The organism is Desulfosporosinus burensis (assembly GCF_054657535.1).
In genome coordinates, this window is sequence record NZ_BAAHYN010000004.1 from 193,356 (window position 1) to 215,564 (window position 22,209).

29 protein-coding genes are annotated in these 22,209 nt (G+C 39.0%); 11 read left to right on the forward strand and 18 right to left on the reverse strand.

Features of this window, described 5'->3' with window-relative positions:
* Positions 1-10: 10 nt before the first annotated feature.
* The 3 genes from istB to ACYQ3Q_RS08275 form a co-directional block, all read right to left on the reverse strand.
* A complete protein-coding gene (istB, locus tag ACYQ3Q_RS08265) occupies positions 11-787 on the reverse strand; it encodes an IS21-like element helper ATPase IstB (protein WP_459928127.1) in 777 nt (258 codons plus the stop codon).
* Entirely contained in the window at positions 784-2,253 is a 1,470-nt protein-coding gene (gene istA, locus ACYQ3Q_RS08270; RefSeq protein WP_459928128.1) for an IS21 family transposase, read from the reverse strand. The genes istB and istA overlap by 4 nt, the downstream gene beginning before the upstream one ends.
* Before the next feature lie 196 nt (positions 2,254-2,449).
* Complete coding sequence (locus tag ACYQ3Q_RS08275) at positions 2,450-2,680, reverse strand: cell wall-binding repeat-containing protein (RefSeq protein WP_459928319.1); 231 nt, start codon at positions 2,678-2,680, stop codon at positions 2,450-2,452.
* Between the two features lie 441 nt (positions 2,681-3,121).
* Here ACYQ3Q_RS08275 and ACYQ3Q_RS08280 point away from each other — a divergent pair, with 441 nt between their 5' ends.
* Positions 3,122-3,334, forward strand: coding sequence for a helix-turn-helix domain-containing protein (locus ACYQ3Q_RS08280; protein ID WP_459928129.1), 213 nt, complete (start codon positions 3,122-3,124; stop codon positions 3,332-3,334).
* Positions 3,335-4,126: 792 nt separating this feature from the next.
* Here the strand turns inward: ACYQ3Q_RS08280 and ACYQ3Q_RS08285 are convergent.
* The 4 genes from ACYQ3Q_RS08285 to ACYQ3Q_RS08300 all read right to left on the reverse strand — a co-directional run bounded on the left by ACYQ3Q_RS08285 (position 4,127) and on the right by ACYQ3Q_RS08300 (position 6,206).
* The gene (locus tag ACYQ3Q_RS08285) at positions 4,127-4,273 is read right to left on the reverse strand and encodes a hypothetical protein (protein WP_459928130.1); all 147 of its coding nucleotides are present in this window, start codon (positions 4,271-4,273) and stop codon (positions 4,127-4,129) included.
* Positions 4,274-4,458: 185 nt separating this feature from the next.
* Positions 4,459-4,812 carry a ubiquitination-like system serine protease family protein gene (locus ACYQ3Q_RS08290; RefSeq protein WP_459928131.1) on the reverse strand — a complete coding sequence of 118 codons (354 nt, stop codon included), beginning with the start codon at positions 4,810-4,812 and terminating at the stop codon, positions 4,459-4,461.
* Positions 4,793-5,965 carry a ThiF family adenylyltransferase gene (locus ACYQ3Q_RS08295; protein ID WP_459928132.1) on the reverse strand — a complete coding sequence of 391 codons (1,173 nt, stop codon included), beginning with the start codon at positions 5,963-5,965 and terminating at the stop codon, positions 4,793-4,795. The genes ACYQ3Q_RS08290 and ACYQ3Q_RS08295 overlap by 20 nt, the downstream gene beginning before the upstream one ends.
* Complete coding sequence (locus tag ACYQ3Q_RS08300) at positions 5,940-6,206, reverse strand: multiubiquitin domain-containing protein (protein ID WP_459928133.1); 267 nt, start codon at positions 6,204-6,206, stop codon at positions 5,940-5,942. Before ACYQ3Q_RS08300 ends, ACYQ3Q_RS08295 begins: the two co-directional genes overlap by 26 nt.
* A gap of 166 nt (positions 6,207-6,372) precedes the next feature.
* On the opposite strand from ACYQ3Q_RS08300, the gene ACYQ3Q_RS08305 reads away from it, so the two are divergent.
* Both ACYQ3Q_RS08305 and ACYQ3Q_RS08310 read left to right on the forward strand, forming a co-directional pair.
* Positions 6,373-6,666, forward strand: a complete 294-nt coding sequence (locus ACYQ3Q_RS08305; RefSeq protein WP_459927971.1) for a transposase — start codon at positions 6,373-6,375, stop codon at positions 6,664-6,666.
* Positions 6,603-7,538 carry an IS3 family transposase gene (locus ACYQ3Q_RS08310; protein ID WP_459928312.1) on the forward strand — a complete coding sequence of 312 codons (936 nt, stop codon included), beginning with the start codon at positions 6,603-6,605 and terminating at the stop codon, positions 7,536-7,538. Before ACYQ3Q_RS08305 ends, ACYQ3Q_RS08310 begins: the two co-directional genes overlap by 64 nt.
* Before the next feature lie 155 nt (positions 7,539-7,693).
* On the opposite strand, the gene ACYQ3Q_RS08315 is transcribed toward ACYQ3Q_RS08310, so the two are convergent.
* The 3 genes from ACYQ3Q_RS08315 to ACYQ3Q_RS08325 form a co-directional block, all read right to left on the reverse strand.
* Positions 7,694-7,861, reverse strand: coding sequence for a hypothetical protein (locus ACYQ3Q_RS08315; RefSeq protein ID WP_459928134.1), 168 nt, complete (start codon positions 7,859-7,861; stop codon positions 7,694-7,696).
* Positions 7,862-7,939: 78 nt separating this feature from the next.
* Positions 7,940-8,713: an ImmA/IrrE family metallo-endopeptidase gene (locus ACYQ3Q_RS08320; RefSeq protein WP_459928135.1), complete on the reverse strand. Its 774-nt coding sequence runs from the start codon at positions 8,711-8,713 to the stop codon at positions 7,940-7,942.
* 4 nt (positions 8,714-8,717) lie between these two features.
* Complete coding sequence (locus ACYQ3Q_RS08325; protein WP_459928136.1) at positions 8,718-9,080, reverse strand: helix-turn-helix domain-containing protein; 363 nt, start codon at positions 9,078-9,080, stop codon at positions 8,718-8,720.
* 577 nt (positions 9,081-9,657) lie between these two features.
* Between ACYQ3Q_RS08325 and ACYQ3Q_RS08330 the strand changes: the two genes are divergently transcribed.
* Positions 9,658-10,293: a helix-turn-helix domain-containing protein gene (locus ACYQ3Q_RS08330; protein WP_459928137.1), complete on the forward strand. Its 636-nt coding sequence runs from the start codon at positions 9,658-9,660 to the stop codon at positions 10,291-10,293.
* 262 nt (positions 10,294-10,555) lie between these two features.
* Here ACYQ3Q_RS08330 and ACYQ3Q_RS08335 read toward each other — a convergent pair whose 3' ends face one another.
* Both ACYQ3Q_RS08335 and ACYQ3Q_RS08340 read right to left on the reverse strand, forming a co-directional pair.
* Positions 10,556-10,807, reverse strand: a complete 252-nt coding sequence (locus tag ACYQ3Q_RS08335; protein WP_459928138.1) for a hypothetical protein — start codon at positions 10,805-10,807, stop codon at positions 10,556-10,558.
* 270 nt (positions 10,808-11,077) lie between these two features.
* Entirely contained in the window at positions 11,078-11,671 is a 594-nt protein-coding gene (locus ACYQ3Q_RS08340; protein WP_459928139.1) for a hydrolase, read from the reverse strand.
* Positions 11,672-11,968: 297 nt separating this feature from the next.
* Here ACYQ3Q_RS08340 and ACYQ3Q_RS08345 point away from each other — a divergent pair, with 297 nt between their 5' ends.
* The 5 genes from ACYQ3Q_RS08345 to ACYQ3Q_RS08365 all read left to right on the forward strand — a co-directional run bounded on the left by ACYQ3Q_RS08345 (position 11,969) and on the right by ACYQ3Q_RS08365 (position 15,256).
* A complete protein-coding gene (locus tag ACYQ3Q_RS08345; RefSeq protein WP_459928140.1) occupies positions 11,969-12,502 on the forward strand; it encodes a DUF6431 domain-containing protein in 534 nt (177 codons plus the stop codon).
* Between the two features lie 40 nt (positions 12,503-12,542).
* On the forward strand, positions 12,543-13,895 hold the full coding sequence (locus ACYQ3Q_RS08350; RefSeq protein WP_459928141.1) for a DDE-type integrase/transposase/recombinase: 1,353 nt from the start codon (positions 12,543-12,545) through the stop codon (positions 13,893-13,895).
* Positions 13,888-14,688: an ExeA family protein gene (locus tag ACYQ3Q_RS08355; protein ID WP_459928142.1), complete on the forward strand. Its 801-nt coding sequence runs from the start codon at positions 13,888-13,890 to the stop codon at positions 14,686-14,688. The genes ACYQ3Q_RS08350 and ACYQ3Q_RS08355 overlap by 8 nt, the downstream gene beginning before the upstream one ends.
* Positions 14,685-14,960, forward strand: a complete 276-nt coding sequence (locus ACYQ3Q_RS08360; protein ID WP_459928143.1) for a hypothetical protein — start codon at positions 14,685-14,687, stop codon at positions 14,958-14,960. The genes ACYQ3Q_RS08355 and ACYQ3Q_RS08360 overlap by 4 nt, the downstream gene beginning before the upstream one ends.
* A 110-nt stretch (positions 14,961-15,070) precedes the next feature.
* Positions 15,071-15,256, forward strand: coding sequence for a hypothetical protein (locus ACYQ3Q_RS08365; protein ID WP_459928144.1), 186 nt, complete (start codon positions 15,071-15,073; stop codon positions 15,254-15,256).
* A gap of 213 nt (positions 15,257-15,469) precedes the next feature.
* Here the strand turns inward: ACYQ3Q_RS08365 and ACYQ3Q_RS08370 are convergent, their stop codons facing one another.
* From ACYQ3Q_RS08370 to ACYQ3Q_RS08390, 5 genes are all read right to left on the reverse strand, one after another.
* Positions 15,470-15,754 (reverse strand): hypothetical protein, encoded by a 285-nt coding sequence (locus tag ACYQ3Q_RS08370; protein WP_459928145.1) that lies wholly within the window; start codon positions 15,752-15,754, stop codon positions 15,470-15,472.
* 35 nt (positions 15,755-15,789) lie between these two features.
* Positions 15,790-16,017 (reverse strand): hypothetical protein, encoded by a 228-nt coding sequence (locus ACYQ3Q_RS08375; RefSeq protein WP_459928146.1) that lies wholly within the window; start codon positions 16,015-16,017, stop codon positions 15,790-15,792.
* A gap of 321 nt (positions 16,018-16,338) precedes the next feature.
* On the reverse strand, positions 16,339-16,647 hold the full coding sequence (locus ACYQ3Q_RS08380) for a DUF7229 domain-containing protein (RefSeq protein WP_459928147.1): 309 nt from the start codon (positions 16,645-16,647) through the stop codon (positions 16,339-16,341).
* Entirely contained in the window at positions 16,648-17,013 is a 366-nt protein-coding gene (locus ACYQ3Q_RS08385; RefSeq protein ID WP_459928148.1) for a hypothetical protein, read from the reverse strand.
* Between the two features lie 627 nt (positions 17,014-17,640).
* Entirely contained in the window at positions 17,641-18,999 is a 1,359-nt protein-coding gene (locus ACYQ3Q_RS08390) for a hypothetical protein (protein ID WP_459928149.1), read from the reverse strand.
* A 491-nt stretch (positions 19,000-19,490) separates the two neighbouring features.
* Here ACYQ3Q_RS08390 and ACYQ3Q_RS08395 point away from each other — a divergent pair, with 491 nt between their 5' ends.
* Complete coding sequence (locus ACYQ3Q_RS08395) at positions 19,491-19,976, forward strand: hypothetical protein (protein ID WP_459928150.1); 486 nt, start codon at positions 19,491-19,493, stop codon at positions 19,974-19,976.
* A 236-nt stretch (positions 19,977-20,212) separates the two neighbouring features.
* The gene (locus ACYQ3Q_RS08400; protein ID WP_459928151.1) at positions 20,213-20,827 is read left to right on the forward strand and encodes a hypothetical protein; all 615 of its coding nucleotides are present in this window, start codon (positions 20,213-20,215) and stop codon (positions 20,825-20,827) included.
* A 701-nt stretch (positions 20,828-21,528) separates the two neighbouring features.
* On the opposite strand, the gene ACYQ3Q_RS08405 is transcribed toward ACYQ3Q_RS08400, so the two are convergent.
* Entirely contained in the window at positions 21,529-22,104 is a 576-nt protein-coding gene (locus ACYQ3Q_RS08405) for a Holliday junction resolvase RecU (RefSeq protein WP_459928152.1), read from the reverse strand.
* Between the last annotated feature and the right edge of the window lie 105 nt (positions 22,105-22,209).

The window sequence follows — 22,209 nt, forward strand, 5'->3', positions numbered from 1 at the left end:
CATTCTACCTTTATTTATGCTTCTCAGCCCTTTTTCCGTTTAATATCGTCTGTTCGAGCCGATAGGAATCCACGGTGTTCATATTGAGAATATGCGAACGGAAGGTAATCCTATCGATCAAGGCGGCAACCATCATTTCATTTTCAAAGAGGTCGGTCCAACTTGAAAATTCCAGATTGGTTGTTATTATAATGCTGGCTCGTTCCGATCGCTCCGATATTACCTGGAACAGCATCTCTGACTGGTGCCGGTTGAAGGTCAGGTAGGACAATTCATCGATCAGCAATAAATCCACCTTGCTAAGGGTCTTTTCTAGCTTTGACAATCGGTTAAACTGCACAGCTTCGGCTAGCTCATTGGCAAGATGAACAGCTGTGAAGAATTTCACATTAAACCCAGCGTAACAGGCTTTCATACCTAACCCCGTCAAAAGATGGGTTTTCCCTGATCCCGAGTTGCCGATCATTACAATATTTTGTCTATTTTTGATAAAATCACAGGATGCAAGTTCTTGAATATAGCCCTTTGAAACGTGCTCCAGCCTATCAAAGTTGAAGTCATCGAGCGTTTTCATCACTGGGAATCCTGCTTGTTTAATCCTTCGGCGCTGTCCTGATTCCTGCCTCTGAGTGAGTTCTAGTTTCATAAGTTCACACAAGAATTTATCATAGCCATCGTTGGTAGAAAGTTGTCTGACGATAGTTTCATAGCTTGTAAACGAAGGGATTCGTAGTTGTTTTGCGTAGATTTTTATGGTCTCTTTTAAGGGATTTAAGCTACTACTCATACTGCAGCACCCCTATTCATGAGGTCGTTATATTTTTCGAACTGAGGTTTTGCTACTTTGATGTCTTGCTTTAATGGTAGTTTAGTCGGTTGATTAACCGGTATAAGGTGCGCCTGAATTTGTTCTGTGGTTAGTTCTGTGCTTTGAATGCATTTGATGGCTGTCATCAAACGTTCTTCACCAAAGTCGATATACAATCGCAATAACTTTACCATTTCACGAGGACCGGACAATCGCCGTCCTATCTCCATCAGTTCTTCCGTAAGGTTGCTCTTAACCGGTTTTGCGTTGTATACGCTGCGGGGACGTTGTTCGATCAAATCAATATAATGCTCAAGTTGGTATTTTGTAGTGCCTCTTTGGTAACACCTCGAATACCTTGCTATCTCGGAACTGCGATACAGAATGGCGATCTCATTGCCGTATCCTTTTACCGTGACCTCTTTGTTGACATACTTAAACGGAACCGAGTAGTTATTGTAATCAAATCGGACGGTTGAAAACTCATCCACTCTGGGCATGATGCTCTTGCTAGGGTCAAACTTGAACTTCGGTAGGCTTGCCATCCTAGCACTTGAGCTTTGAGCCATCATGCCGACGGTTTGTTCTCTGCCTTTGATGGTATGTTTTCGATAGTTTAAGCACCGACGAAGTAGTTCAGCGCTTAGCTTTTCTATGGTTTCCACTCTCGGTATTGGAACAAGGATATTTCGTCTTATCCAACCTACAAGCCCTTCGACCAAACCCTTTTCATGTCCACTTGCGATATTACAAAATTCCGGTTTAAAGGCATAATGGGCCGATAACGCAGCGTATCTAGCCTGTATCTTTGCATGGACACCAAAACCCTCTTTGACAGCGACCTTTGCATTGTCGAAGATAACTTTTCGAGGAGCGCCACCAAAGTACTCTAACCCACTGATTTGTCCTTCGAGGAAACTTTCTTCGTTTTGGCGATAAAATACCTTACAGAACATATCGGCACTATAACACTCCCGCATACACCACAAATTAACTTTAATCTTCTTACCGGCCAGGTACACGGTGGCTTCTCCCCAGTCCACTTGAATTGCTTCACCTGGGTCATAGGATAGGGGAATGAAGACTTTCGGTTGCTTGGCTTTGACCTCCGCCACGATCTCACGTATCGTTGATTCACCACCAGTGAAGCCTTTCTCTTCAACTAATCTGTCGTAAATTCGTTTTGCCGTGTGCTTCTGCTTTTTGATGTTTTCAGTCTCATCTTCAACAAGACACTCTTTAATGAAGTCTAACACTTCATCCGTAATGACATATCTGTTACGACCGCTTGTTCCCTCCCTTTCCCAAGGTACATGTGATCCATTAAAATATCGCTTCACTGTGTTCCTTGATATGCCAAGTATCTTCGCTATAGAACGCTGGGACATATTCTCGTGCTCGTGTAGATGTCGAATTTTCTCGTAAATTTCCACTTCGATCGCCACTCCTTTACCTCCGTATCATCAGATTTTCGACTCTCTGATTATACAGGTTTTTTTATTGAAAGTGGCTCACTTTTTTCCTAGCGTTTCCCTCAATTCTGGCTCACTTTTATTATAGCGTTCATAAATTGATATTCTTAATGTGCCAGGATTCGAAAATACATATGTTTTAGGTTCTTTTACGATTATAATATCCTGACTACCAGTATAATCTGCATGAATCAGTACGTTTGCAAGTGCCTCCCAAATGGGCAGAAGCTAGTGCATCAGGAAAATTTTCACCATAAGTAAGAATCTCATAGTCTGACTGTGACCATCCAGATTTAGCAATTTGTGATGCTGTTTCGTAACGGTCATAATCTGCAAATCTATTAGTTGTGAGAGATGTGTTGGCAAGGGTAGATAAGACAAATGTGAATATTAGGATAATTCATAAGAATAAAGATTTGATACTTAGGGACTTTCTCATAACTGTTTCCTCCTCATAATATTTTAGTAGTCTAATCGATATATCAACATAAGCGATGAGTCGAAATTTGTTGGTTAACCTGAAGAACCATTTTGTACAAACTAGCATCATACACAACCAGAACCTTATTGTTTATTTAGTTTAGATTCTCCTTGATTTTTAATTGCCGTGATATTTATTATAAATTCTAAGGAATTTAGAACAATCTAATTATTTAAAGATAAACTGGAATTAATCAAAGATAGAAATAAGGAAAAAAGACCTTGAAATATATAGCATTATGAAAAATTTTATTATTATGACTCAATGTCACTCATAGTCTGTAGACTCATAGGCTACAGAGATTCTATCATTCGTATAACACTTATGTCAATGTCAATGTTAACAGATGGTAGTGATTTTATGAGTAAAAATATTAGGATACTTTTCGGAAACCGTGTTCGGAAATTGAGACAAGCTCTGGCCATTTCGCAAGAAGAATTAGCATTTAATAGTGACTTACATAGAACGTATATCTCGGACATTGAACGTGGAACCAGAAACATCTCATTAGATAACATTTATAAACTTGCAATCGCCTTAGAAGTTCACCCAAAGGATTTGTTTGATTTTTGATAACTCCCAGAAAACAAAGCATCAAAACACGGGATATACCACTACTTAAAAGTAACCTTTAAACCAAGTAGTGGCGAAATTACTCGCCTTCTGGTCTGTTTAGTGTGGAATTATATGTTAAGGTTACGGTCTAACACCCCGAGCTTATTCATCAATGCCTGAGGCTTACCACCTTGGTAATACTCAAACACCAACCATGTTAGTTAAACAACCTCCAACCCTCATGAAATAGCATACCGTCTATTTCAATACCTTAATGTAGACAAAAAGCCCCAACCCGCATAAAAAGTCGATTCGGTTTTAAGAGACTAATTTAATATTATTAATTAAATTTTCAAGGTTAATTCTCCCAATATATACCTTAGAAATCGCCTTAAAATAAGGCTTTCGGGGAAGAATTTAGCAGGAATTCAGAGGTCAATTCAAATATATATTTTGCATATAAAGGTGGTGGAACCATACCTTTATATGGAGAGGAATTTAATCAAGTTGTATGTCTACTTAGAACGCTAATTATAGTGCCAGTGATAATTATTATTGAGGATTATTTCGGTAGGTGACTCAATGAACATATTTGTCGTAGGGCAATGGCGATGAAATATCTAGCTGGCCAGTCAATTAATACGCATAGTATAAAACATAAATAGAGACCTTAAAATACGCTCTACGAACTTGATTGAAGCCCCCCCCTATTAAAATAACCCGATAGCTTGATTTCGTTAGTATCAATCTATCGGGTTATTATTTGTGACTGTTTGCTTTGTATTATTCTAGAACTTGAGAGGTCTGGGATTACTGCTGAGTTTGTTTTGGCGGCCAGCGCCCTCCATCATAACCTTTTTCAACATATGTCACCCTAACACTTTCGTCCTTGTATGGTACCTCTACTTCGATGTAATCGTTTTTCTCCGAATCCATAGCTCTGATGTACTTACTCATTTTATCTCCGCCTAGGGTCTTTCACGAGTAAAATTGAAATAGCCACGATTTGATAACGCCAAGTCGTGGCTATTTCCTTGCTAAAGCTTGCTGATTGATATGCTAAGTAGTTGCGATTTTGCGTGCTAAAATCCAAAATGGCATCCTTAGCTTTAATAGTAATCTCTTTTGACAATTTTTTTGACCTATCCAAATAACCGCTTAAACCAGCTGTCTTTGCCTTTCTTCTCCCGCTTTCGCGCTTCCTGAATCTTGTTGTCAGTCCAGGTCTCTGCCCATACCACCCTGTCATCCCTAATCCAGTAATGGGATTTGCACTTATAGGACCAGTTGCCGATTGATGGGTAGAGGGAGATACTTTGCCCGTTATAGGTTAAATACCAGTCGTTGGGAGCTAGTGGGGTTACTACTTCTTCACCACAACCACAGGCACAGAGATGCAGGACTGTATTGTATTGAATACTGATATACACTACGCCCTCTTCCAGCTTTTCAGGGACTACCGATACAAATTGGTGTTTAATATTGTTTCTCTTCATTTAATAGCACCCCATCTAAAATACTGTACAGGTTGTGGTGTTCTCCCAAAAAATCATAATAGAAACGGCAGAGTTTTTTCCATTTGATTACTGCCAGAGACGCATTTAAGGCATTCAGCTCGGCAATTTGGATATTGGTTGAATAGTCGTCGACCTCACCATCAGCAAAGGAAATGTATTTATGCAGATGGTCATTCTTCTGGGGAGTGCTAACTGTGACCCTAACATGACCTGTTAGGGCATTATCAACCAAATCAATTCCCAGACCCGCATCAATAAATGGTATCCCATTAGCAATTAATTGGTTCATTAGCTGCCGTTTAATTTTTCCCTTATCCATACAAATAAAGACAAGATTCAGCCCGAATAGCTCAGAAATATTTCCTTCTGTTATAAAGTACGGATGGGAGTGGATATACTTGTGCATATTCCCATAGATAGATTGAAAATACTCTGTTTTAGACGGTCGCTCTCTAAGGCGTTCAATAGAAGGGGCTCCTGGCGCCCTAAAGGCATTGTGAGATAAAAACTTATCGTTATCATATAGATGAATTTCCGATACAGGTGTTTTAGCTACCAAGTCTAGGACATAGGAACCAGTTCCGCCCAATCCGATAATCCCAATCTTTTGATTCTCTAACTTACAGGTAACTTCTCCGATTTCTGCTCTGCTGGAATTGGTATCGCAGTAGTTCAAAACTGATTCGTCTGGAGTTTCAATAACTTTAAATGTTTTTGCGGTAACGAAATTGTCCAACGAGAAAGCTGGTCCCGATAATATATTAATATAGGTCGTGAATTTATGGTAGTAATCATCATAGCCATTTGCTGGTCTACTAGAGAAAGTGTGATTGTATGTGATGCCGTTACCTAAATCCCCATTACAGGTTGCGTTTATAATGGACACAATGGCTGTTCCGTCATTATGGCAAGGAGCCTCTCCACGAAAGTACATTACGTGGGTATCAGGCTTACAGGTACAATCTCCAGATAACGTCAAATTAGTGATAAGCGTACCATAACCAATTTGCGTTTGTGAATTAACATAGGGAACATCATGAACCAATGCAAAGCCCTTTATTTCTTCAATTTCGTAGCCTTCGTCCCGTAACTTTTTTAAATCCTTATTAAGACTTATCAGTTTTTGAGACATTGAAAATCATTCCTTGTTTTAGTGTAACGGTAGCACCCTTAACCATGCTTCCTGTTTCGGGAGACTGACCTCTTGAGTAACTGACGCTATAGGTTACATTAGGGTCAGTTGATACTTCGTTATAGGCCAGTATTACGACATCCTCGAATGTAAGTTTATGGGCCTCAACTGTTTTTTCCCTGGCGTTGACGATAATGGAATAGACTTTCTTTTCCCCATGGTTCTGTTCATGTTCGCTCATCTCTTTTTCCTCCTAAATTATAAATTAGTTTTCCTATAACGCACACCCGTGATAACCTGATTCATTACCTAGTATCTGATGCTAGAATAGAAATAGGACAACTGAAATAGAGATTTTCCCTGGTTTATTATAAAATTAAAATAACTGAACTAGGGGGTACTGTTTAATGGGAAAACACAAAAAACAATATAGTGCTGAATTCAAGCAGGATGCTGTAGAGTATTATCATTCATCTGGCAAAAGCCTAGAACAAGTAGCAGGAGATCTTAAAGTTAGCAAGTCAGCCTTAAGTAAGTGGGTGTCAAGTGCTCAAACAAATCATGGTACTGTTAATCACAGAGGATCGGGCAATCATAGCTCAGACGCCGAAAAAGAGATTACTCGCTTAAAGAAGGAATTAAAAGATTCAAAGGATGCGCTGGACATCTTAAAAAAGGCTATAAGCATACTGAACAACTAACAGAATCAATTTATTTAGCAACAAGACTAGCATCGAAGGAGCGCAAGATTTCTGTTAACAGTGTGCTCAAATTATTGGGCGTTTCTTCATCGGGATATTATAGTTGGGTCAAACGAACTCCATCCGATCAGGAAATAAGGAAGCAAAAAATCAAAGCTGAAATTGTAGAGATTTATAATGAATCTCATCAAATATATGGAGCCCCAAAAATAACATCAATCCTTCAATCAAGGGGGCATGTAATCGCAGAGAAGACCGTCGGTAACTACATGAGAGAAGAAGGAATAAAAGCCATCTGGGTACGTCCCTACACTAGAACAACCATAGATCCCGAGTTCGATAACAAGCTTAAAAACATTCTTAATAGAGACTTTAATCCGAAGGCAGCCAACACTGTTTGGGTAACGGATATAACCTATGTTTACACCCTATCTGGATTTGCCTATCTGACGAGTGTGATGGATCTGTTTTCCAGGAAAATCATAGGCTGGCAGGTATCGGATAGTTTATCCACAGAACATGTATTAAAGGCCATTGAAAAAGCTAAAATGAATCGAAAGATTAGTCAGCCTATAGTAATCCATAGCGACAGAGGAGTTCAATTTGTATCTAAAAGCTATTTAGAGGCTACTCCAGCAGCCCATTTTATTCACAGTTACTCAAAGAAGGGAACCCCATGGGACAATGCATGTATAGAAGCCTTCCATGCTTTAATTAAGCGAGAATGGCTCAACCGTTATGTGATTAAAAACACTAAACACGCTCAGGAATTAGTCTTTGAGTATATTGAAGCTTTTTATAACACCGTTAGAATTCATGAACATTGTGGCATGATGTCACCCTATAATTTTGAAAATACTTTAGTGTGTTAAATTGATAAACTGGGATTATTTCTACTTTTAACCTGTCCGAAATCTTGACAGAAGACCAATCCAATAATTTATGGAATAGCGTTCGTTGGCACGCTGCAACTCCTCATCTTGGTCTTGGTTATCTATATAAAAGCAAGCTGTACACGTCTGGACCACTACTTCTCTTTTCTTACTCCTTTAAACTTCGTCCCATCTTCTTTAACATTGATAAATTGTCCATTTGAAGTATCCCGTTCAACATATAGGTTTGTTTTTGGGTTTAATACCTGTGAACGGTTTTTAACTGCGCCTTGTCGATAGTTATTCCCTGTATTTTTTGCCATCCTTTTCACCTCCTTTATTCTTACATCAGCTTTTAGGCTAATACGCTTTTTAGCGAATTATCCTATAAAAAAAAGGGTCTAGAAGCTGATTTGTTGGGTATTCCTTTGAACAAGTTTTAATTTGGAAAGTCTAACCTGTACAGCTTGCTTGGAAACGTTAAAGATTTGTGATAACTCTTCAACGATTAAGTAATAAATATCTCCGCCTTTCCCAGTAAGGTCTAGTGGTAATTGATTGATTCCGTATGACTGAAGCTTTTGTTTAAAAGCCAAAATAAAGGTGTGCTTTGGTAACAGAAGACATGCCCCCAGTGAGTCAGCTTGCCACTCCAACCAATCCTCATCAGTTGAAATAGTGTTGCCTATACTTGCAAAAATTTTTTCAACGTTTCTATTTAAGCATTTAATGTTTCGAGCCTCTTGTGCCTCTTGAAATAGGAGCATCTGATTTGGGTCTGACAAATAAAGATGACGATGCAGAACCCAATGTGAGGCTTCATGTGCGTATGTAAATCTTAATCGTCCAGGGTTTCCTTCGAGAAGTTGATTATCTGCAATTATTGTTCCAGCATTAACGGTTAAATACTCTTCCCTATTTTCTTCATCGAATACTATGATATAACCATCCCCAAAAGTAGTTAAGCCTAATGTCGTTTTATCAACGCTTAAGTTCTTATAATCTACATCAAGACCCAAGTAAGCTTCTATAAGTAATTCGATGGACACTTCTTGAGGCTTAATTAATAAGTCTGGCTTGAAGAGATGCAGTATATTCTCCGCGAAATCCTCAATATCTTTTTGTTTCAGAATCGGATGTCCTGATGGTTTTGATTTGAAATCAGTTACTTTCAAAGCTTTACTCCTTCGATTCGTCCAACATTCGAATAATCCTATCAAGCGTCTCAGGCGAGGGATTAGTTTGCTTTGCTTTTCGGAGTAGCACCCTAATTTTATCATTCTCATTGATGTACTGGGGCAAATCAGGTGCAACCGCATCTTTGGATTCCCCTGCTAAGTCAAATAATAGGCTTAAATCCTCTTCATCGACAATACCTAGAATATCAGCTATCTCTGAAATCTTATTTTTGTCAGGTGCGTACCTACGCCCTTTCTCGATATCACTCATATATGAAGGTGTTATCGATAACCTTTCCGCTAGTTCTCGCAATGCTATTCCTTTTGCCATTCTTTTATCTTTGATATAAGTTCCAAAGTCCATTATAGTAACCCCGTTCTGTACGCTAATTAGCTTACGAGCTTATAATACCTCGTTTGGTAAGGAGTTGTCAACTAACATTATCAATTCCATGAAGCCAAACGCCCTGATTCGATAAATCGTACAAGCGATGACGCACAAATTGAGTAATTAGCACGGCTTATGGGACAATGTGCATGAGTCATTTCCTAATCAATTTTACAAAACGCATCTCTATTTTGTGTTATGTCAAACTCAAAACATGGGTTTAGCGAAATTGGCTGTAACCCTTGATAAAGCGGATTCTGAGTTTTCCACAAGTCAATGGTGTTAAATCCAAGAATATCAAACTTGTGCTTTATTATTTATTAAGCCTCGTTTTGCAATTAAAAAAATGTTTCATTTTTTCCGCAAATTGGTTTTATTATACTTATCTTAAGAATATATTAATCCTATTTATCTATAATCTAGTATTCAAGAACACCAAAAGGCGCCATCAAATTATGGTAGTTTTCAAGGTTCTCAAATGAGTACATTTTAATGGAAACGTAAATTAGAAAGGAAGATGACAGTGTGTTGGTATGAAGATTTCCGCGTGAAGATGGGAAATAATCAAGAAGTGCTTGAGGTCATGAATATTCTCGATGAACTGGAGACTAGAAAAAATTGCGAGGAAGAGATTGAATCTGTTTCAAAAACGATTGCTAATCTGGATGTCAACGAGATTATTAAGGCGCAACTTGCCCGTAAGTTACGGGTGTTGCAAAAAAGAATCGAGAGGGCCATTACTACGGACTTCGGTGCCTACCTTAGATATTTGCGCGAGAAAAACGGGTATTCATTAAAAAATATCGAACAGGAAGTAGGCATCAGTACATCCTATCTAAATCGCCTCGAAATGGGTAAAAGAGTGAACCCGTCATACACACTTATCGTGAAGCTAGCAGAAGTTCTCCAAGTTCCACTCACACAGATGCTGACCATTGCAACTTCTTCCGACGAGGATGCTATGGACATTATTGAGTTGTTACTTGCAAAACCGTTTACGATTAAAGGACACCTTTTTGAGGAAACGGAGAAAAAATTGGTAGTTGAAATCTTTAAGCAATTGATAAGTTGCGATTGGTCAAATGAGACGATTTTTCACGACTCGATTGAGCTTATGGAGAAGGTTGATATTTTCAAGCAGATGATGATACACTTGGAAACTGCTGGAGAAAAGAGCGCTGCAATTTAATCGCAGTAATCAAACCGATATCTGAAAAATGGAATCCATCTAGTGCATTTTACCAAATGCACTAATGACAACCGATTTACGTCGAACCCTTGAATGTGAGGGTTCGGCTTTTTATATTTATCAAAATCCAGTATCACCAGAATATGAATTGGAACTTATATATTAGAAGATATGAAACGAAATCCTGTCTGTAAAGGCAATTTCTCAGCAAATTACATTAGGCAGCTACCACCTTAATTTTTGCAGTTCCCTGCAACTTAATTTAGAACAACTTAGCAATGTCACAGTTATCACATACTTCAAAAGCCTCATAGTGATTATTAGCTCGATGACGTAACCCGACATATCTCAGTTTTGCACCACAAGAGCATGGTCTCTTACATTGCGAAACTACCCTATCATCGCCTTCTATGTGAAAATCTTCGTATCCTTTTTTGTAAGCATCCATTTTATAAAGTGAGAACCTTCTAATACCTTGAATTTTATCATTCCATCCAAATTCACTATCTGACAAAATTTCCCCTCCTTTAATCAATCCTAAAAGCACTTCTGGAATATTAGTTCCCTATTCGCCAACCCCCTAGAATTACATGCTGCTTATGTTGCGTTTGCTCTCTTATATACAATTCTATAGTCGTCTGCTCAGCTCCTTCTGGCATGTCAATAGCTTCTAAAGCAAAGGTGTATCCTTCCCTTCCGCTAAATCAAAAATACCGAACCCCTTCACACAAAGGATTCGGCAAAATTGAGGAAATAAGCTGTCAATTCCATTAAATATGGGAAATTAGTTTGTTTTGCTTTCAATAAAATATGTTGCTTCCATATCCGCAGTACACAAAGCAAATGACAAAGGGAACTGTTCAAAAGTCGTTCCAATATTTCTTTTATCTTCAGTGCCAGAGAAGCCCATATGATACCTAATCGCGAATGATTCTTCGCGAGTCAGCCTCATAAACGATGTAATTATATACACAGACTTTTCACCATGCCCATATGGTAGCTTATCTTCATACTCATAAATTGGAACAGCCTTCCAAACTCCATTTTCATCTTTTACGTTTCTAGAACCTTTCTTATAGCAGTTTATTTTACATACATCATGCAATAGAGACGAGATAGCTATCGTTTCATCTTCAAATTTTATGTTATATAATTTCTCAACTCGTCCTCTAGATAAGTAGTCCTTTAACGAATGATAAACATTCACACTATGCTCTACCAAGCCACCTTCGAAAGAGCCATGGAAACGGGTGCTGGCTGGCGCAACAAAAAAATCACTTGATTTAGATAAAAGGTATTGAAGTAATTTATCGGCACCCTCTCTTCTAATATGTTCATCATAAATATTAAGAAATTCGTCTTTAGCGCTGATAGTCATCACTCCATTTCTAAAAATATTTCCTTAAATTATCAATTATTTAAATTTTTAAAACACTTTACTAGACATTAGTCCCTTTATGGGCACTCTAAGTAAAGTGTCTTCTGTGTACGCTGAATTAAATAGTCCGAAAGCTGACGGTCTTGCCCGTCCCTAAGTTGACGAATATAATGACCATAACGTTATCCTTGAAGAAAGGAGAAAGACGCCTCTTTTTTGATGTGGTACTGCTACAACAGCATCACTAGAGACGTCCTCCCAATAACAACATGATCATTGTATCAAATTATTCGCTAGTTGAGAAGAAGTATAGGACTGGCGTTTTTTGTTAGGAGTGCGGAAAGCGTACCTTGCCCTTGTTGTGGGAAACTCTTAATCGTCATAGGCAGTCGTCATCGGGTATGGTTTCAAAGTTCTGGAGGAAGATCAATACTTATCATTCGCAGACTACGCTGTGAGTCATGTTTCAAGATTCACCATGAATTGCCGGACTTGCTTGTTCCTTACAAACGCTATGATGCGGAAAGTATTGAAGGTATTTTAAACGAACCACCACGCACCGACATTGCAGTGGATGAATCAACGATCTCACGTTGGAAACTCTGGTTTCTCACGTGGGTAGTCTACGCCCATGGCTGCTTACAGTCGATCTCAATTCGTTACAACCTTGCTGTGGAGAACTCGTCCGATCGACCACAGTCCGCACTCCTCCAACTTCTTGGACAGTTTGTCGGTACCGCAGACGGATGGATGAGTAGAACTGTCCAACCGATCGCAAATTCTCATCGTTGGAGACAGACCCGTTCTGCATTCATGTCCACCTTCATCTGAGATAGAATCATGCTAATCCCACGAAATGGAGGCGTTAGCAATGAAAGATCAGAAGAAAGCGGAAGAGATTGCAGCTGGGAGGGTACAACTTTTGTCACCGTTACTAGCAGACGGACTGGACCCAGCCAAGGCCCGTCAACTTAAAGTTGCCCTTTGTGCACAATCAGGTTTGTCAGAGCGTACACTGCGTCGGTATTTGGCGCAGTATCGAGAAGAAGGGTTCAGTGGACTTCTACCTAAAGGAAAAGGGGAAAAACAGACAGAGGCAATTCCTGCCCATCTCTTGGAACAAGCGATTCTATTGAGGCGTGAAGTTCCGAGTCGCAGTGTCAGCCAAATCATTCAAATCCTAGAATGGGAAGGAAAAGCACAACCCAAGCAGCTCAAACGAAGCACTTTACAAGAAAGGCTTATGGAACGCGGCTATAGCTCCCGGACCATGCGGATGTATACGAATGACGGAGCTGCGGCTCGAAGGTTCCAGAAACGACATCGCAATCAATTATGGCAATCCGACATAAAATATGGACCTTTTCTTCCGATCGGCCCGAACGGTACCCTCAAACAAGTGTATCTTGTTTTGTTTATTGACGATGCAACGCGTTACGTTCTTCACGGTGAGTTTTATCCAACGCTCGATCAGGCCATTGTGGAGGACTGCTTTCGAAAGTCTATCCAACAAAATGCGCTTCCTGAAGCCGTTTATTTTGACAATGGCAAGCAGTACCGCACTCGATGGATGGGTCGGACTTGCTCCAAACTAGGTATCCGATTGTTGTTTGCTAAACCCTATTCTCCAGAATCTAAGGGGAAGGTAGAACGCCTGAATCGTGTGGTTCAAAGTTTCCTCAATGAAGTCCTGCTCGAAAAACCGAAAACATTGGATCGACTTAACACCTGGTTTCAATTATGGCTTAGCGAATGCCACCAAAACAAGCCTCACACCGCACTGGGAGAGACGGCCAGTCCCGAAACTGCGTATCGGAGCGATCGCTCACCACTTCGATTCGTAGAACCTGAAATCTTAACGAATGCATTCCTCCATAGCGAAGAGCGCAAAGTGGACAAGTCCGGTTGCATTAGCTTTATGGGGAAAAAATATGAGGTAGGGCTACTCTTCATAGGAAGAAAGGTCCAACTCGTGTACGATCCCGCTGACATCACGGAATTAACCATCGAATACGAGGGTCATGCACCTTGGACGGTTCGTGAGCTAGTCATCAGGGAATGGTCTGGAAAACGTCCGGCGCTACCGGATCATATGCAACCAGAAAAAGCGGACGAATCGCGTTTACTTCGTGCAGCCGAGGAGCAGAATAAGCAACGAAACGAACGGCAAGCTCCTGCCGTCTCCTACCGAACAGTTCGGAAGGAGTTAGAAAAGCATGTATGAATCGTTCTACGGGCTGAGTCACACACCCTTCTCAAGGGATATTCCCACCGATAAATTGTACCTATCCAGCATACTGGAAGAAACGCTTGGTAGGCTCGAATATGCAGCAGAGCGTCAGTTGTTTGCCGTCATCACCGGCGACTGTGGGACAGGAAAAACGACGACGATTCGCCGGTTTGCGAAAACACTTGATCCAGCGAAGTACAGGATTTTATACTTGTCGGATTCAAAGTTAACACCTCGTCACTTTTACAAAGGAATGCTTGAGCAACTTGGATACGAGTCGAAGTTCTATCGTGGCGATGCCAAACGCCAACTGCATCGGGAGATTGAATTGATGCGCGGAATTCATCGATTGCAGGCAGTTGTCGTCGTGGACGAAGCGCATTTGCTGGATAAAGAGATGTTGGAGGAAGTTCGCTTTCTACTTAATATGAAGATGGATGCAGAGAGCCCCATGGCGCTCATTCTTGTCGGTCAGAACGAGCTATGGGATCGTCTACACCTGCAGGCTTACACCGCGATTCGTCAACGTATCGATTTGCAGTGCAAACTGTCGCACTATGATCGGGCCGAGGCAGAGGCCTATATGAAACGGCACTTGGTTTATGCGGGTGCAACCAGCGACATTTTTTCAGACCAAGCGATCGACGATATTTATCGTTACTCCAGCGGTGCCGCCAGACTCATTAACAAGTTATGCACCCATTGCCTCCTCTACGGTTCGCAGAACGGTCACAGGATTATTGATGACCGGATGGTAAAACGTGTGATTGAGGGGGAATTGTCATGAATCGACCCGGCTTGGAAGACTATTTCATTAAAACAGGGTTCTATGATCTCCTGCCGATGGCCTTGAAATTAGCGAGGACCCTGGGATATGACCATTTTGAGATGATTGAAGCGATCTGTAAAGTCCATGATAAGTTTAATCAGTATCCACCCACTAGAAATAGAATAGCTTGGTTTAGACTGGTTTTTGAAGAGAAGCTGAAAGAGTCTAGAGCAGACATTCTGGCCTTTAAGGCAACGACCGATCATCTTCGGGAAAAAGCGAGTACATAAGAACGGATAAAGTTGATCGCTCACTAATAGAACGATGGAAACCGATGTAGATTGGTGTTGCTCTGATGTATAAGTTGTCGTCCCTTGCATCAAAATGAGGAGGGAAAAAGGTGCCTAGACAGTCAATTGAACTACCTGATAAGGTGAAAAAAGGTCTTGATACTATGGCTACGGCTTTTGGGATGACGCAAAATGCGCTTATTAGTCTTGCTGTCGCCACGATGGTTGTAAAATATGAGGCTGAAGGAACAAGGATTTTCTTTGATTTGATCTCGCTACCAACAAAATCTAAATAGTCATTGATTACACATATACCCGATAACTGGCCAAGGCCATAATTGAAGACGCTGGTAACGCTGCGGTGAGACAGACAGACTGACTGACGGATATTCATTTACCTTATTGGTCAGCTTATCTGTCTACCGCCGGACAGCTTACGCCGTCAGGTTTTGGATGTTAAACGGCATCAGTAACAGTCTTCTGAAACTTCTATTGCAAAAAGAAGTTAATTAATAATTTCTCAAAATCTCCAATGCTTTTTTGTTCAGTTTCTGAGCGCGACTTTCCATTACTGGTAGTTTCGTCGAAATTAACTTCTTCCTAGTGGGAGTTTCATAAATATTCTTGCCCTCAGGGGACTTCGTACTATCTTCATAGTTCTCTGTTCTAGACAAGGCACATACAATCAGACTTTCGATACTATTAATCTGTTCGTCGATTTCCTTGATTCTATTTTTTAATTCGACGAATGAGGACTTTATCGCAATAAGCTCCTCGATTCTATTTTGATTCAACTTAATTACCTCCTTTTATAAAAGGGTAATAGTAATTAATATCCATAGTGAAGACTTTCAAAATACGCGTCTCTTCTCTCCATTTCTTCGTTATGTCTTTCCTCATGCTCTCGCTGCATTAGTCTTTGGCTACGATGATAGTCATCCCAAAGACATTCCACTTTTTGTTCAATCTCACGTTTTCTTTCCTCATAAAATTCATCAAAGCTGTCTAGCTTTGACATTTCTATCATATAGCTTTCAATAATTTGATTTAAACTCATCCTCTGCCACCCCTTTCATCTCTTTTATCAATGTAGCGCATTGTACCACATATGTCAATATATGGTATTTTATAGTCAACATTTGTCGCTTTTTTGCCTATAGTCATTTAGACGCTTTACGAAATTGTATTAACACAAAAAAGTATGAAAAAGGAATTGGTCTTTCCTCGTTCATACTTGTCTTATACTTGAAATACAGATAACTTTTCTTGATAGTCATTTCTTTAGAAAACTTCGTTTCCTTACCTAGTAACATAAAGCATATTATTTTACCCAATCAAAAGCGGAAAGACATAACAACGCCACAGTCCTAAAGACCGCTTACCTTGGTTTATCTTCCACTGCCCACAATTGCTCGTTAAATTTCCTGGTTTCTTCCAATACCTTTTTTGCCTTCGTCAGCGTCCCCCTCTTCATTGATTTTGAAAACTTTATAATCTCTAAAACTTGCTCCTTTTTGTACAGCCGATGTCCATTAATTCGAATTGGTTTGGGAAGCGCTCTTCTTCCATATTTCTCCGCCCAACAATCGCTTAACAAATCCCAATAAATTAAAGTTTGACGGCTCTTATCTAATAAAACAGCCACGTCACCAGATGTGTAGTAGACGACTCCGTTCACCTCACGCATTTAGTTCCCCTGCCTTTCCATTTCTATAATTTGGAGCCTAAGCCACTCGTTCTCTTCTTTAAGCTTTTGGTATGTCGTTCTCTTATTTGCGAATTCCTTAAAGTAACCTCGCCTGAAAGCTCTGGCTTTTTCCTTGAGGACCTTAACATCAGTTTCCGCTAAATAATGCCCTCTGCCTATAACAGTGGGTATCGGCAACAGCCCCTCTCTCCCCTCTTTTCTTAGTTTTTGACTAACCTTAAACCATCTGAGTACCGTTTTATAATCTCGATTTACTATAATGGCTGTTTCTTTTATTGAGTAGAATATTGTTCCATCGATTCTTTTCATGTATATTTCCGTGTCCTTTCGTTCATTGTTGTCCATTTATTCATCATATAGTTTACCGTGCGAACTTACCCCAGAAAGCGATAACTTGTATATTATAGATTTTCTAGGTTTATTTATAATAATCTTGGTTGACTACATGGTTTGAGCCCCAAATTTTCAATCATTAACCTATAACCGTGGCAATCCCCTTGCGACAAATCCTATTTTAAGCAATCAGACCCTAAAACCCCACATCTAATTACAACCACGCACTTGATGCTTTCATTTAAGCACCTTAAGTTCGCTAGAACCCCCTTGACCTAGTAACCCCCATACCCCTTTGTCACACTATTAAACTGGCTATTTGCTTTAACACGAACATAAAAATGTCTTCTTAGTTTAGACAAAAAAATATGAACAAAGGTATAACCCTCATTCATTCGTGCTTTATTATTTCTGATTATCCGTCAGCACAAGTCCGAGGGGAACCTCCATTAAATGGTATCCCCATTAAGCGCAGCCCGTTCTTATGATTAAGATGGTTACATGTTCCCAATCCAATATAAAAGACCATCGCTATTGATACGGAAGGCTCCTTAAAACTCACATTACACCTCACTGAAATTAACTAAGAGCCCGACGCCAACGTCGGACTCTTAATTTGAATGGAGCTAGGCATGATGACTATTTGATTTTATCAATTAGAGTCGTAATAACTTGATTTACATACGTCGCTAACATATCGTTTCCCTTTTCAATAGACCCTTTCTTCTCATATTTTTTTACAGTTTCTATCGGGATGTATACCGTTGTTTCATAACCAAATGAGACATGAGCATAACTTCTTTTAGTTTCTTCAAATTTTGTTTTAAAATCTTTGTTAAAGCTATCTTCGTCAATAAGTCCTTTGTAATCTGTAAATAATATTCTTTTCAATTCATTCCAGTCTTGCTTCTTCCATTCTCTTGATATATCTTCAAATAACTTCTTGCATACTTCTTTTTCAATTCCAAATTTATCTTTGTAATATTGAATATCAAAATATTCGATGATAATTGATGATTGAAAATGTGCCAATCTTAAGTAAGGCTCTGTTACGACTTTTAAAGAAATATTATCTACGGAAATTACATTATCAAATACCCACGCAAGATTATTTAACGTTTTATTTAACAAACAATGACCTTGCCACTTTGTATCTCCTGACCAAATTGTTACCATCAGGCTCCTAGTCTCATAATCCATATCCACTTGGGCTTCGTTAGTGAAATCATAACTTAGTGGAACAATATATCTTCCACTATACTTGTTTTCGTCGCCGTTGTTTTGACAACAATTCCTAATTAATTTGAGTATCCTTTTCTCAATAGCTACTTCGTTTTCTCTTGTTATTTCAATATCTGAAAATAAAGAAACGGGAAACCATGCTTGGTAGTTATTCTCCAAATGTTTTAAGTAATGACCTAGCACGCTTTCAGCGTTGCATCCAGTTAAAAGGTAAACGTCTTGCAATATTGATATTAGTTCTTCCCAGGTCCCATCCAATAGGACCTTTTCTGGAAGATTACCACCTTTCAGGACAACCTCTGAAATAATGCTATTGACTTGTTGTTTTAGCTGTAATCTTGCATCTGTTGCATCCCTTTTAACTTCTATGACAATTAATGAATCCTTGCAATTTATTACAATATCCGTTACTAGATTGCTACTATCATCCTTCTTATTTTCTATCCAATTGGTCTGCCGAGATGTTGTTAAGGTGATGCCTACAATGTTTTGTGGATTAGGAAAACTTTCAACTATTTTTGATATCTGCTGTTGAATACCTATTTCTCTATCACCTGGCTTCTGTGGTTTTATAACGATACAGTCAGATTTTTTCTCGGCACATTTAGTATTAAGTAAATCAATAAATCGGTCTAAAACTAAATGGTTTTGATTAAACAGAATGGCTAATCCCCTTGAAATATTATTTTCTATTGGTAACGACCCTTTTTGTGTATAATGCTCAAAAATATTTAAGTGTCTATTGTTATTAAACATAGTTTCAAATCCCCTCAAACGTTGAAGTCATTTTTGTATAGCAATATTGTAACATACACTCTGTACCAAAAATTGTACGGATAGCTCTGTTTGAGATAATTACCAAAGAAGAAGCCCGACGACAGTTAATCAAGTTATTAATGATTCCCGTTCAAAAAGAATAACGAGGACCTTCTCGAATGCGAAGATAAAATAGTTTAACACTATGTTGAGACGAAAAATGGATTTCTGCACTAGAGTTACTAATATGTTACATATAATTTACAAATAAGTTATAATCAAGTTATAGAACAGACCCTATTAAAGAGTTATAAAGAAGTTATGCATAAGATATAAACAAAATTATAACCATCTTAATCCACAGGGTGGCGAGGGCATTCATGGTCGGATTTTGTCAACTGACCATCAGAATCTGGCAACAAAGAATATCGTGATGCACGTTCGCAGAACCTTAAGCGATTCTATTTTTATTTTAAAGGAGAGCGTCACCTGTGGGAATGAAAAAGCCGTACTTAATAACATGTGCAATAGCTATTATTGCCTTAGTCCTGAGCCCTATTATAATAACCAAACTTAAACAGAATGCATGTGATTCAAACTCACAATCATTTAAGGAACAGGTTTCGCAGGTTGGGCAACAAGTAGATACGATAAACTTGCATGGGATGACATCGTTTGACTGGGATGTTTTATACTCCTTTGCCCCATATACTCCCAAAGAAAGCATTTATCAAGTAATCGGTTTTAAGTCCGATAATATTCAAGAAACAATTTCTGAAGGAATGAACCAACTAATTTTTGTAAAAAGTGGAGAAGTGGTTTGCCATTTAAATGGATATCCCGCAAAAGATGGGTACGGCATATCATTCCTTAGCGGAGACTATACCGATGGAGTCGTCATGCTTCACTCAACCGATAAGATAAATTTTAAGGTAACACGAAATAAGGGTGTCATATATCTAGAGCATGTTAAATGAGTATTATAGAAGTAATTGATAAAGCAAGTCCGTATTCAGCGATGATAAACTTTTTTCATGTGAATGGATTGATAAAATAATACCAGACTCTATCTTGGCAATTTGGATAGTCATTACCAAGGAAACCAAAAAATTGAGCAATAAGACCGCTAGCTCCAAGAAGCATATTGAATACTTTGCCTTTAATACCCATGGTTATATTTCTGTATATTATCAAATAATAAAATGTCAAAACTTTGGATGAAGGAGGAATCGACATAGAAAAGATTAAGGATAGAAATACACTTTCAATCGTTTCAGGACTCATTGGTCTAGCAGGGATTATCGCTGTTGATACGACTTCACGCTATGCAGGTATATCCAAAAGGTCCTACAGGGAAGCTTCAGCTGGGATGTTTGTCTCAAAGAGAGAAGCTCGGAGTTTAAGAGGGCAGGGTCTTGGGCTAATCATGACGGCTGCCGTAAGCATTTTAGGCGCTAAATATATCGTCAATGACCTTTCGAAAAATGGGCGAGATAAACTTATACCAAAAGGGATATTGGCAGGAATTGGAATCGGAGCAATAGCCACAGCCATCCCGAATGTTGTCCCCCAAAATAGTGTTAAGCCCAAGGATGCAGCTAGCAACCTTTCTTACGTTTTCAGCAACATGATTTATGGGTTACTAACGACCTTCGCTGCGGCTACATTGGGACACGATTCGCTTTTCGACGCGCCACCTCAAAACGATTATCTGAAGCCGACTGAGCAAACAAGTGCGCAAATGAAATCAGCTTCTGCCTCACGAAGTACGGTTCAGCCTATCAACACAGATGTATCTTCATACACAGTAAATACGGACCTCATGTAAAAGGATAGCTCTGGTGGGGCTGATAACTCACAATTAAGGTAGAATTAGACTGCTTGGTTCTTGGCAGTCTAATTTTTGTTTATTTCACGATTTGTAATTCAATACCACAACGATTAATGCAATATACCAACATAGTATTTCCATCACCAAGTACGCGGTTAAATGATTGGCTCTTATCATGTGTTGCTCTTATGCCCCCAGTTGCAACCATTGAAGGATTGAAGTTTAATGTAAAAATAAAATCCTACTCAGTTGCATTCTAGACATTCATTTCTATTTCCTTAAATTCCCATTATTCTTAGTTTGTGCAGGTACAATGGACACAGTGAACTTCACAAAATCCATAGTTTGTATATGGTTACCATCGAGGCGAGCGTAAATCGAATTGCACCTTTGGTATGTATCTTTTAAGTGAGCGTTGGATGTCATTTTGGTACTCTTTGAAGTAAGCGAATCCACTATATGCAAATCACCTATTAACACCTTATTAACAAGTTATAAATAAGTTATAAATAAGTTATATACAAGTTATGGATTTGTTATCAATAGTCTGAGTATAAGTTATAAACGATTTATCGACATGTTATAAACATCTTATAAACAAGTTATAAACGGAAATTTTATAAAGACGTGAGAACTTTTACACCATTATATATTTTTCCAAGGGGAAGTATGTGCCTAAACGGTTCAAGCTGGTCGGACTAGTTAGCAAGTGTTTCTATGCAAGGATTCACACATGTCAATATAACTGAAAGCTCACTTAGTAATTTGGGAATGTCGAACAAATACCTAGTCCTTTTCAATCTTTGCTCAACTTTTATTCCTTCGGTCCTGCACCAATCTAGTGAAATACTCTTTCTTTCCTCTTTTCCTTTGAGACACTGTAACTTTCTCGTTTCAACCCAGTAAGTCTCGCCCCAATCTCTGAAATTTAAGATAAATCCAGTTGAAACCCCTTTTGGGTCAATTTTATCCAGCATTATTAACTGCTGCTCTCTAATGGCCGAGAACGGTATACATTTCCCCTTATGACTTTTAAGCTCCCAGAGGTAAAGAAATGGATATTTATAAACGATGAAGTCACAGATATTAGCCACTCCCAAAAAATTCATTCCATCATCTTTTATACGGTAACAGTAAACATCAGCGGGAATAGAATTCTTGATATCCTTCTCGAACTTCTTCCCTTCGTTGACTCTGGTTCGCCCATCTTTCCCTGTTTTACTCTTGTTTCCTTGTTTATCAATCATATTGGCATCGCCTTTCTCACTTTTCATAATTTTAGTGAGAAAGAGAGGCGGGTATCAGGATATTATGGGTCAAGATAGTCTGAGTTAATTAGCATAAAGGAGACGAAACAAACTAAGTCGAGGTAATTCGTC

Excerpts from the sequence above, each read along its gene's own strand:
- ACYQ3Q_RS08305 (WP_459927971.1), top strand. The coding sequence starts at position 6,373 with ATGGGAAAACACAAAAAACAATATAGTGCTGAATTCAAGCAGGATGCT.
- ACYQ3Q_RS08355 (WP_459928142.1), top strand. The coding sequence starts at position 13,888 with ATGTATGAATCGTTCTACGGGCTGAGTCACACACCCTTCTCAAGGGAT.
- ACYQ3Q_RS08390 (WP_459928149.1), bottom strand. The coding sequence starts at position 18,999 with ATGTTTAATAACAATAGACACTTAAATATTTTTGAGCATTATACACAA.
- ACYQ3Q_RS08375 (WP_459928146.1), bottom strand. The coding sequence starts at position 16,017 with ATGAGTTTAAATCAAATTATTGAAAGCTATATGATAGAAATGTCAAAG.
- ACYQ3Q_RS08360 (WP_459928143.1), top strand. The coding sequence starts at position 14,685 with ATGAATCGACCCGGCTTGGAAGACTATTTCATTAAAACAGGGTTCTAT.
- ACYQ3Q_RS08385 (WP_459928148.1), bottom strand. The coding sequence starts at position 17,013 with ATGGACAACAATGAACGAAAGGACACGGAAATATACATGAAAAGAATC.
- ACYQ3Q_RS08300 (WP_459928133.1), bottom strand. The coding sequence starts at position 6,206 with ATGAGCGAACATGAACAGAACCATGGGGAAAAGAAAGTCTATTCCATT.
- ACYQ3Q_RS08290 (WP_459928131.1), bottom strand. The coding sequence starts at position 4,812 with ATGAAGAGAAACAATATTAAACACCAATTTGTATCGGTAGTCCCTGAA.
- ACYQ3Q_RS08330 (WP_459928137.1), top strand. The coding sequence starts at position 9,658 with ATGGGAAATAATCAAGAAGTGCTTGAGGTCATGAATATTCTCGATGAA.
- ACYQ3Q_RS08315 (WP_459928134.1), bottom strand. The coding sequence starts at position 7,861 with ATGGCAAAAAATACAGGGAATAACTATCGACAAGGCGCAGTTAAAAAC.
- ACYQ3Q_RS08285 (WP_459928130.1), bottom strand. The coding sequence starts at position 4,273 with ATGAGTAAGTACATCAGAGCTATGGATTCGGAGAAAAACGATTACATC.
- ACYQ3Q_RS08340 (WP_459928139.1), bottom strand. The coding sequence starts at position 11,671 with ATGACTATCAGCGCTAAAGACGAATTTCTTAATATTTATGATGAACAT.
- ACYQ3Q_RS08295 (WP_459928132.1), bottom strand. The coding sequence starts at position 5,965 with ATGTCTCAAAAACTGATAAGTCTTAATAAGGATTTAAAAAAGTTACGG.
- ACYQ3Q_RS08350 (WP_459928141.1), top strand. The coding sequence starts at position 12,543 with ATGAAAGATCAGAAGAAAGCGGAAGAGATTGCAGCTGGGAGGGTACAA.
- ACYQ3Q_RS08405 (WP_459928152.1), bottom strand. The coding sequence starts at position 22,104 with ATGAAAAGTGAGAAAGGCGATGCCAATATGATTGATAAACAAGGAAAC.
- ACYQ3Q_RS08380 (WP_459928147.1), bottom strand. The coding sequence starts at position 16,647 with ATGCGTGAGGTGAACGGAGTCGTCTACTACACATCTGGTGACGTGGCT.
- istB (WP_459928127.1), bottom strand. The coding sequence starts at position 787 with ATGAGTAGTAGCTTAAATCCCTTAAAAGAGACCATAAAAATCTACGCA.
- ACYQ3Q_RS08325 (WP_459928136.1), bottom strand. The coding sequence starts at position 9,080 with ATGGACTTTGGAACTTATATCAAAGATAAAAGAATGGCAAAAGGAATA.
- ACYQ3Q_RS08280 (WP_459928129.1), top strand. The coding sequence starts at position 3,122 with ATGAGTAAAAATATTAGGATACTTTTCGGAAACCGTGTTCGGAAATTG.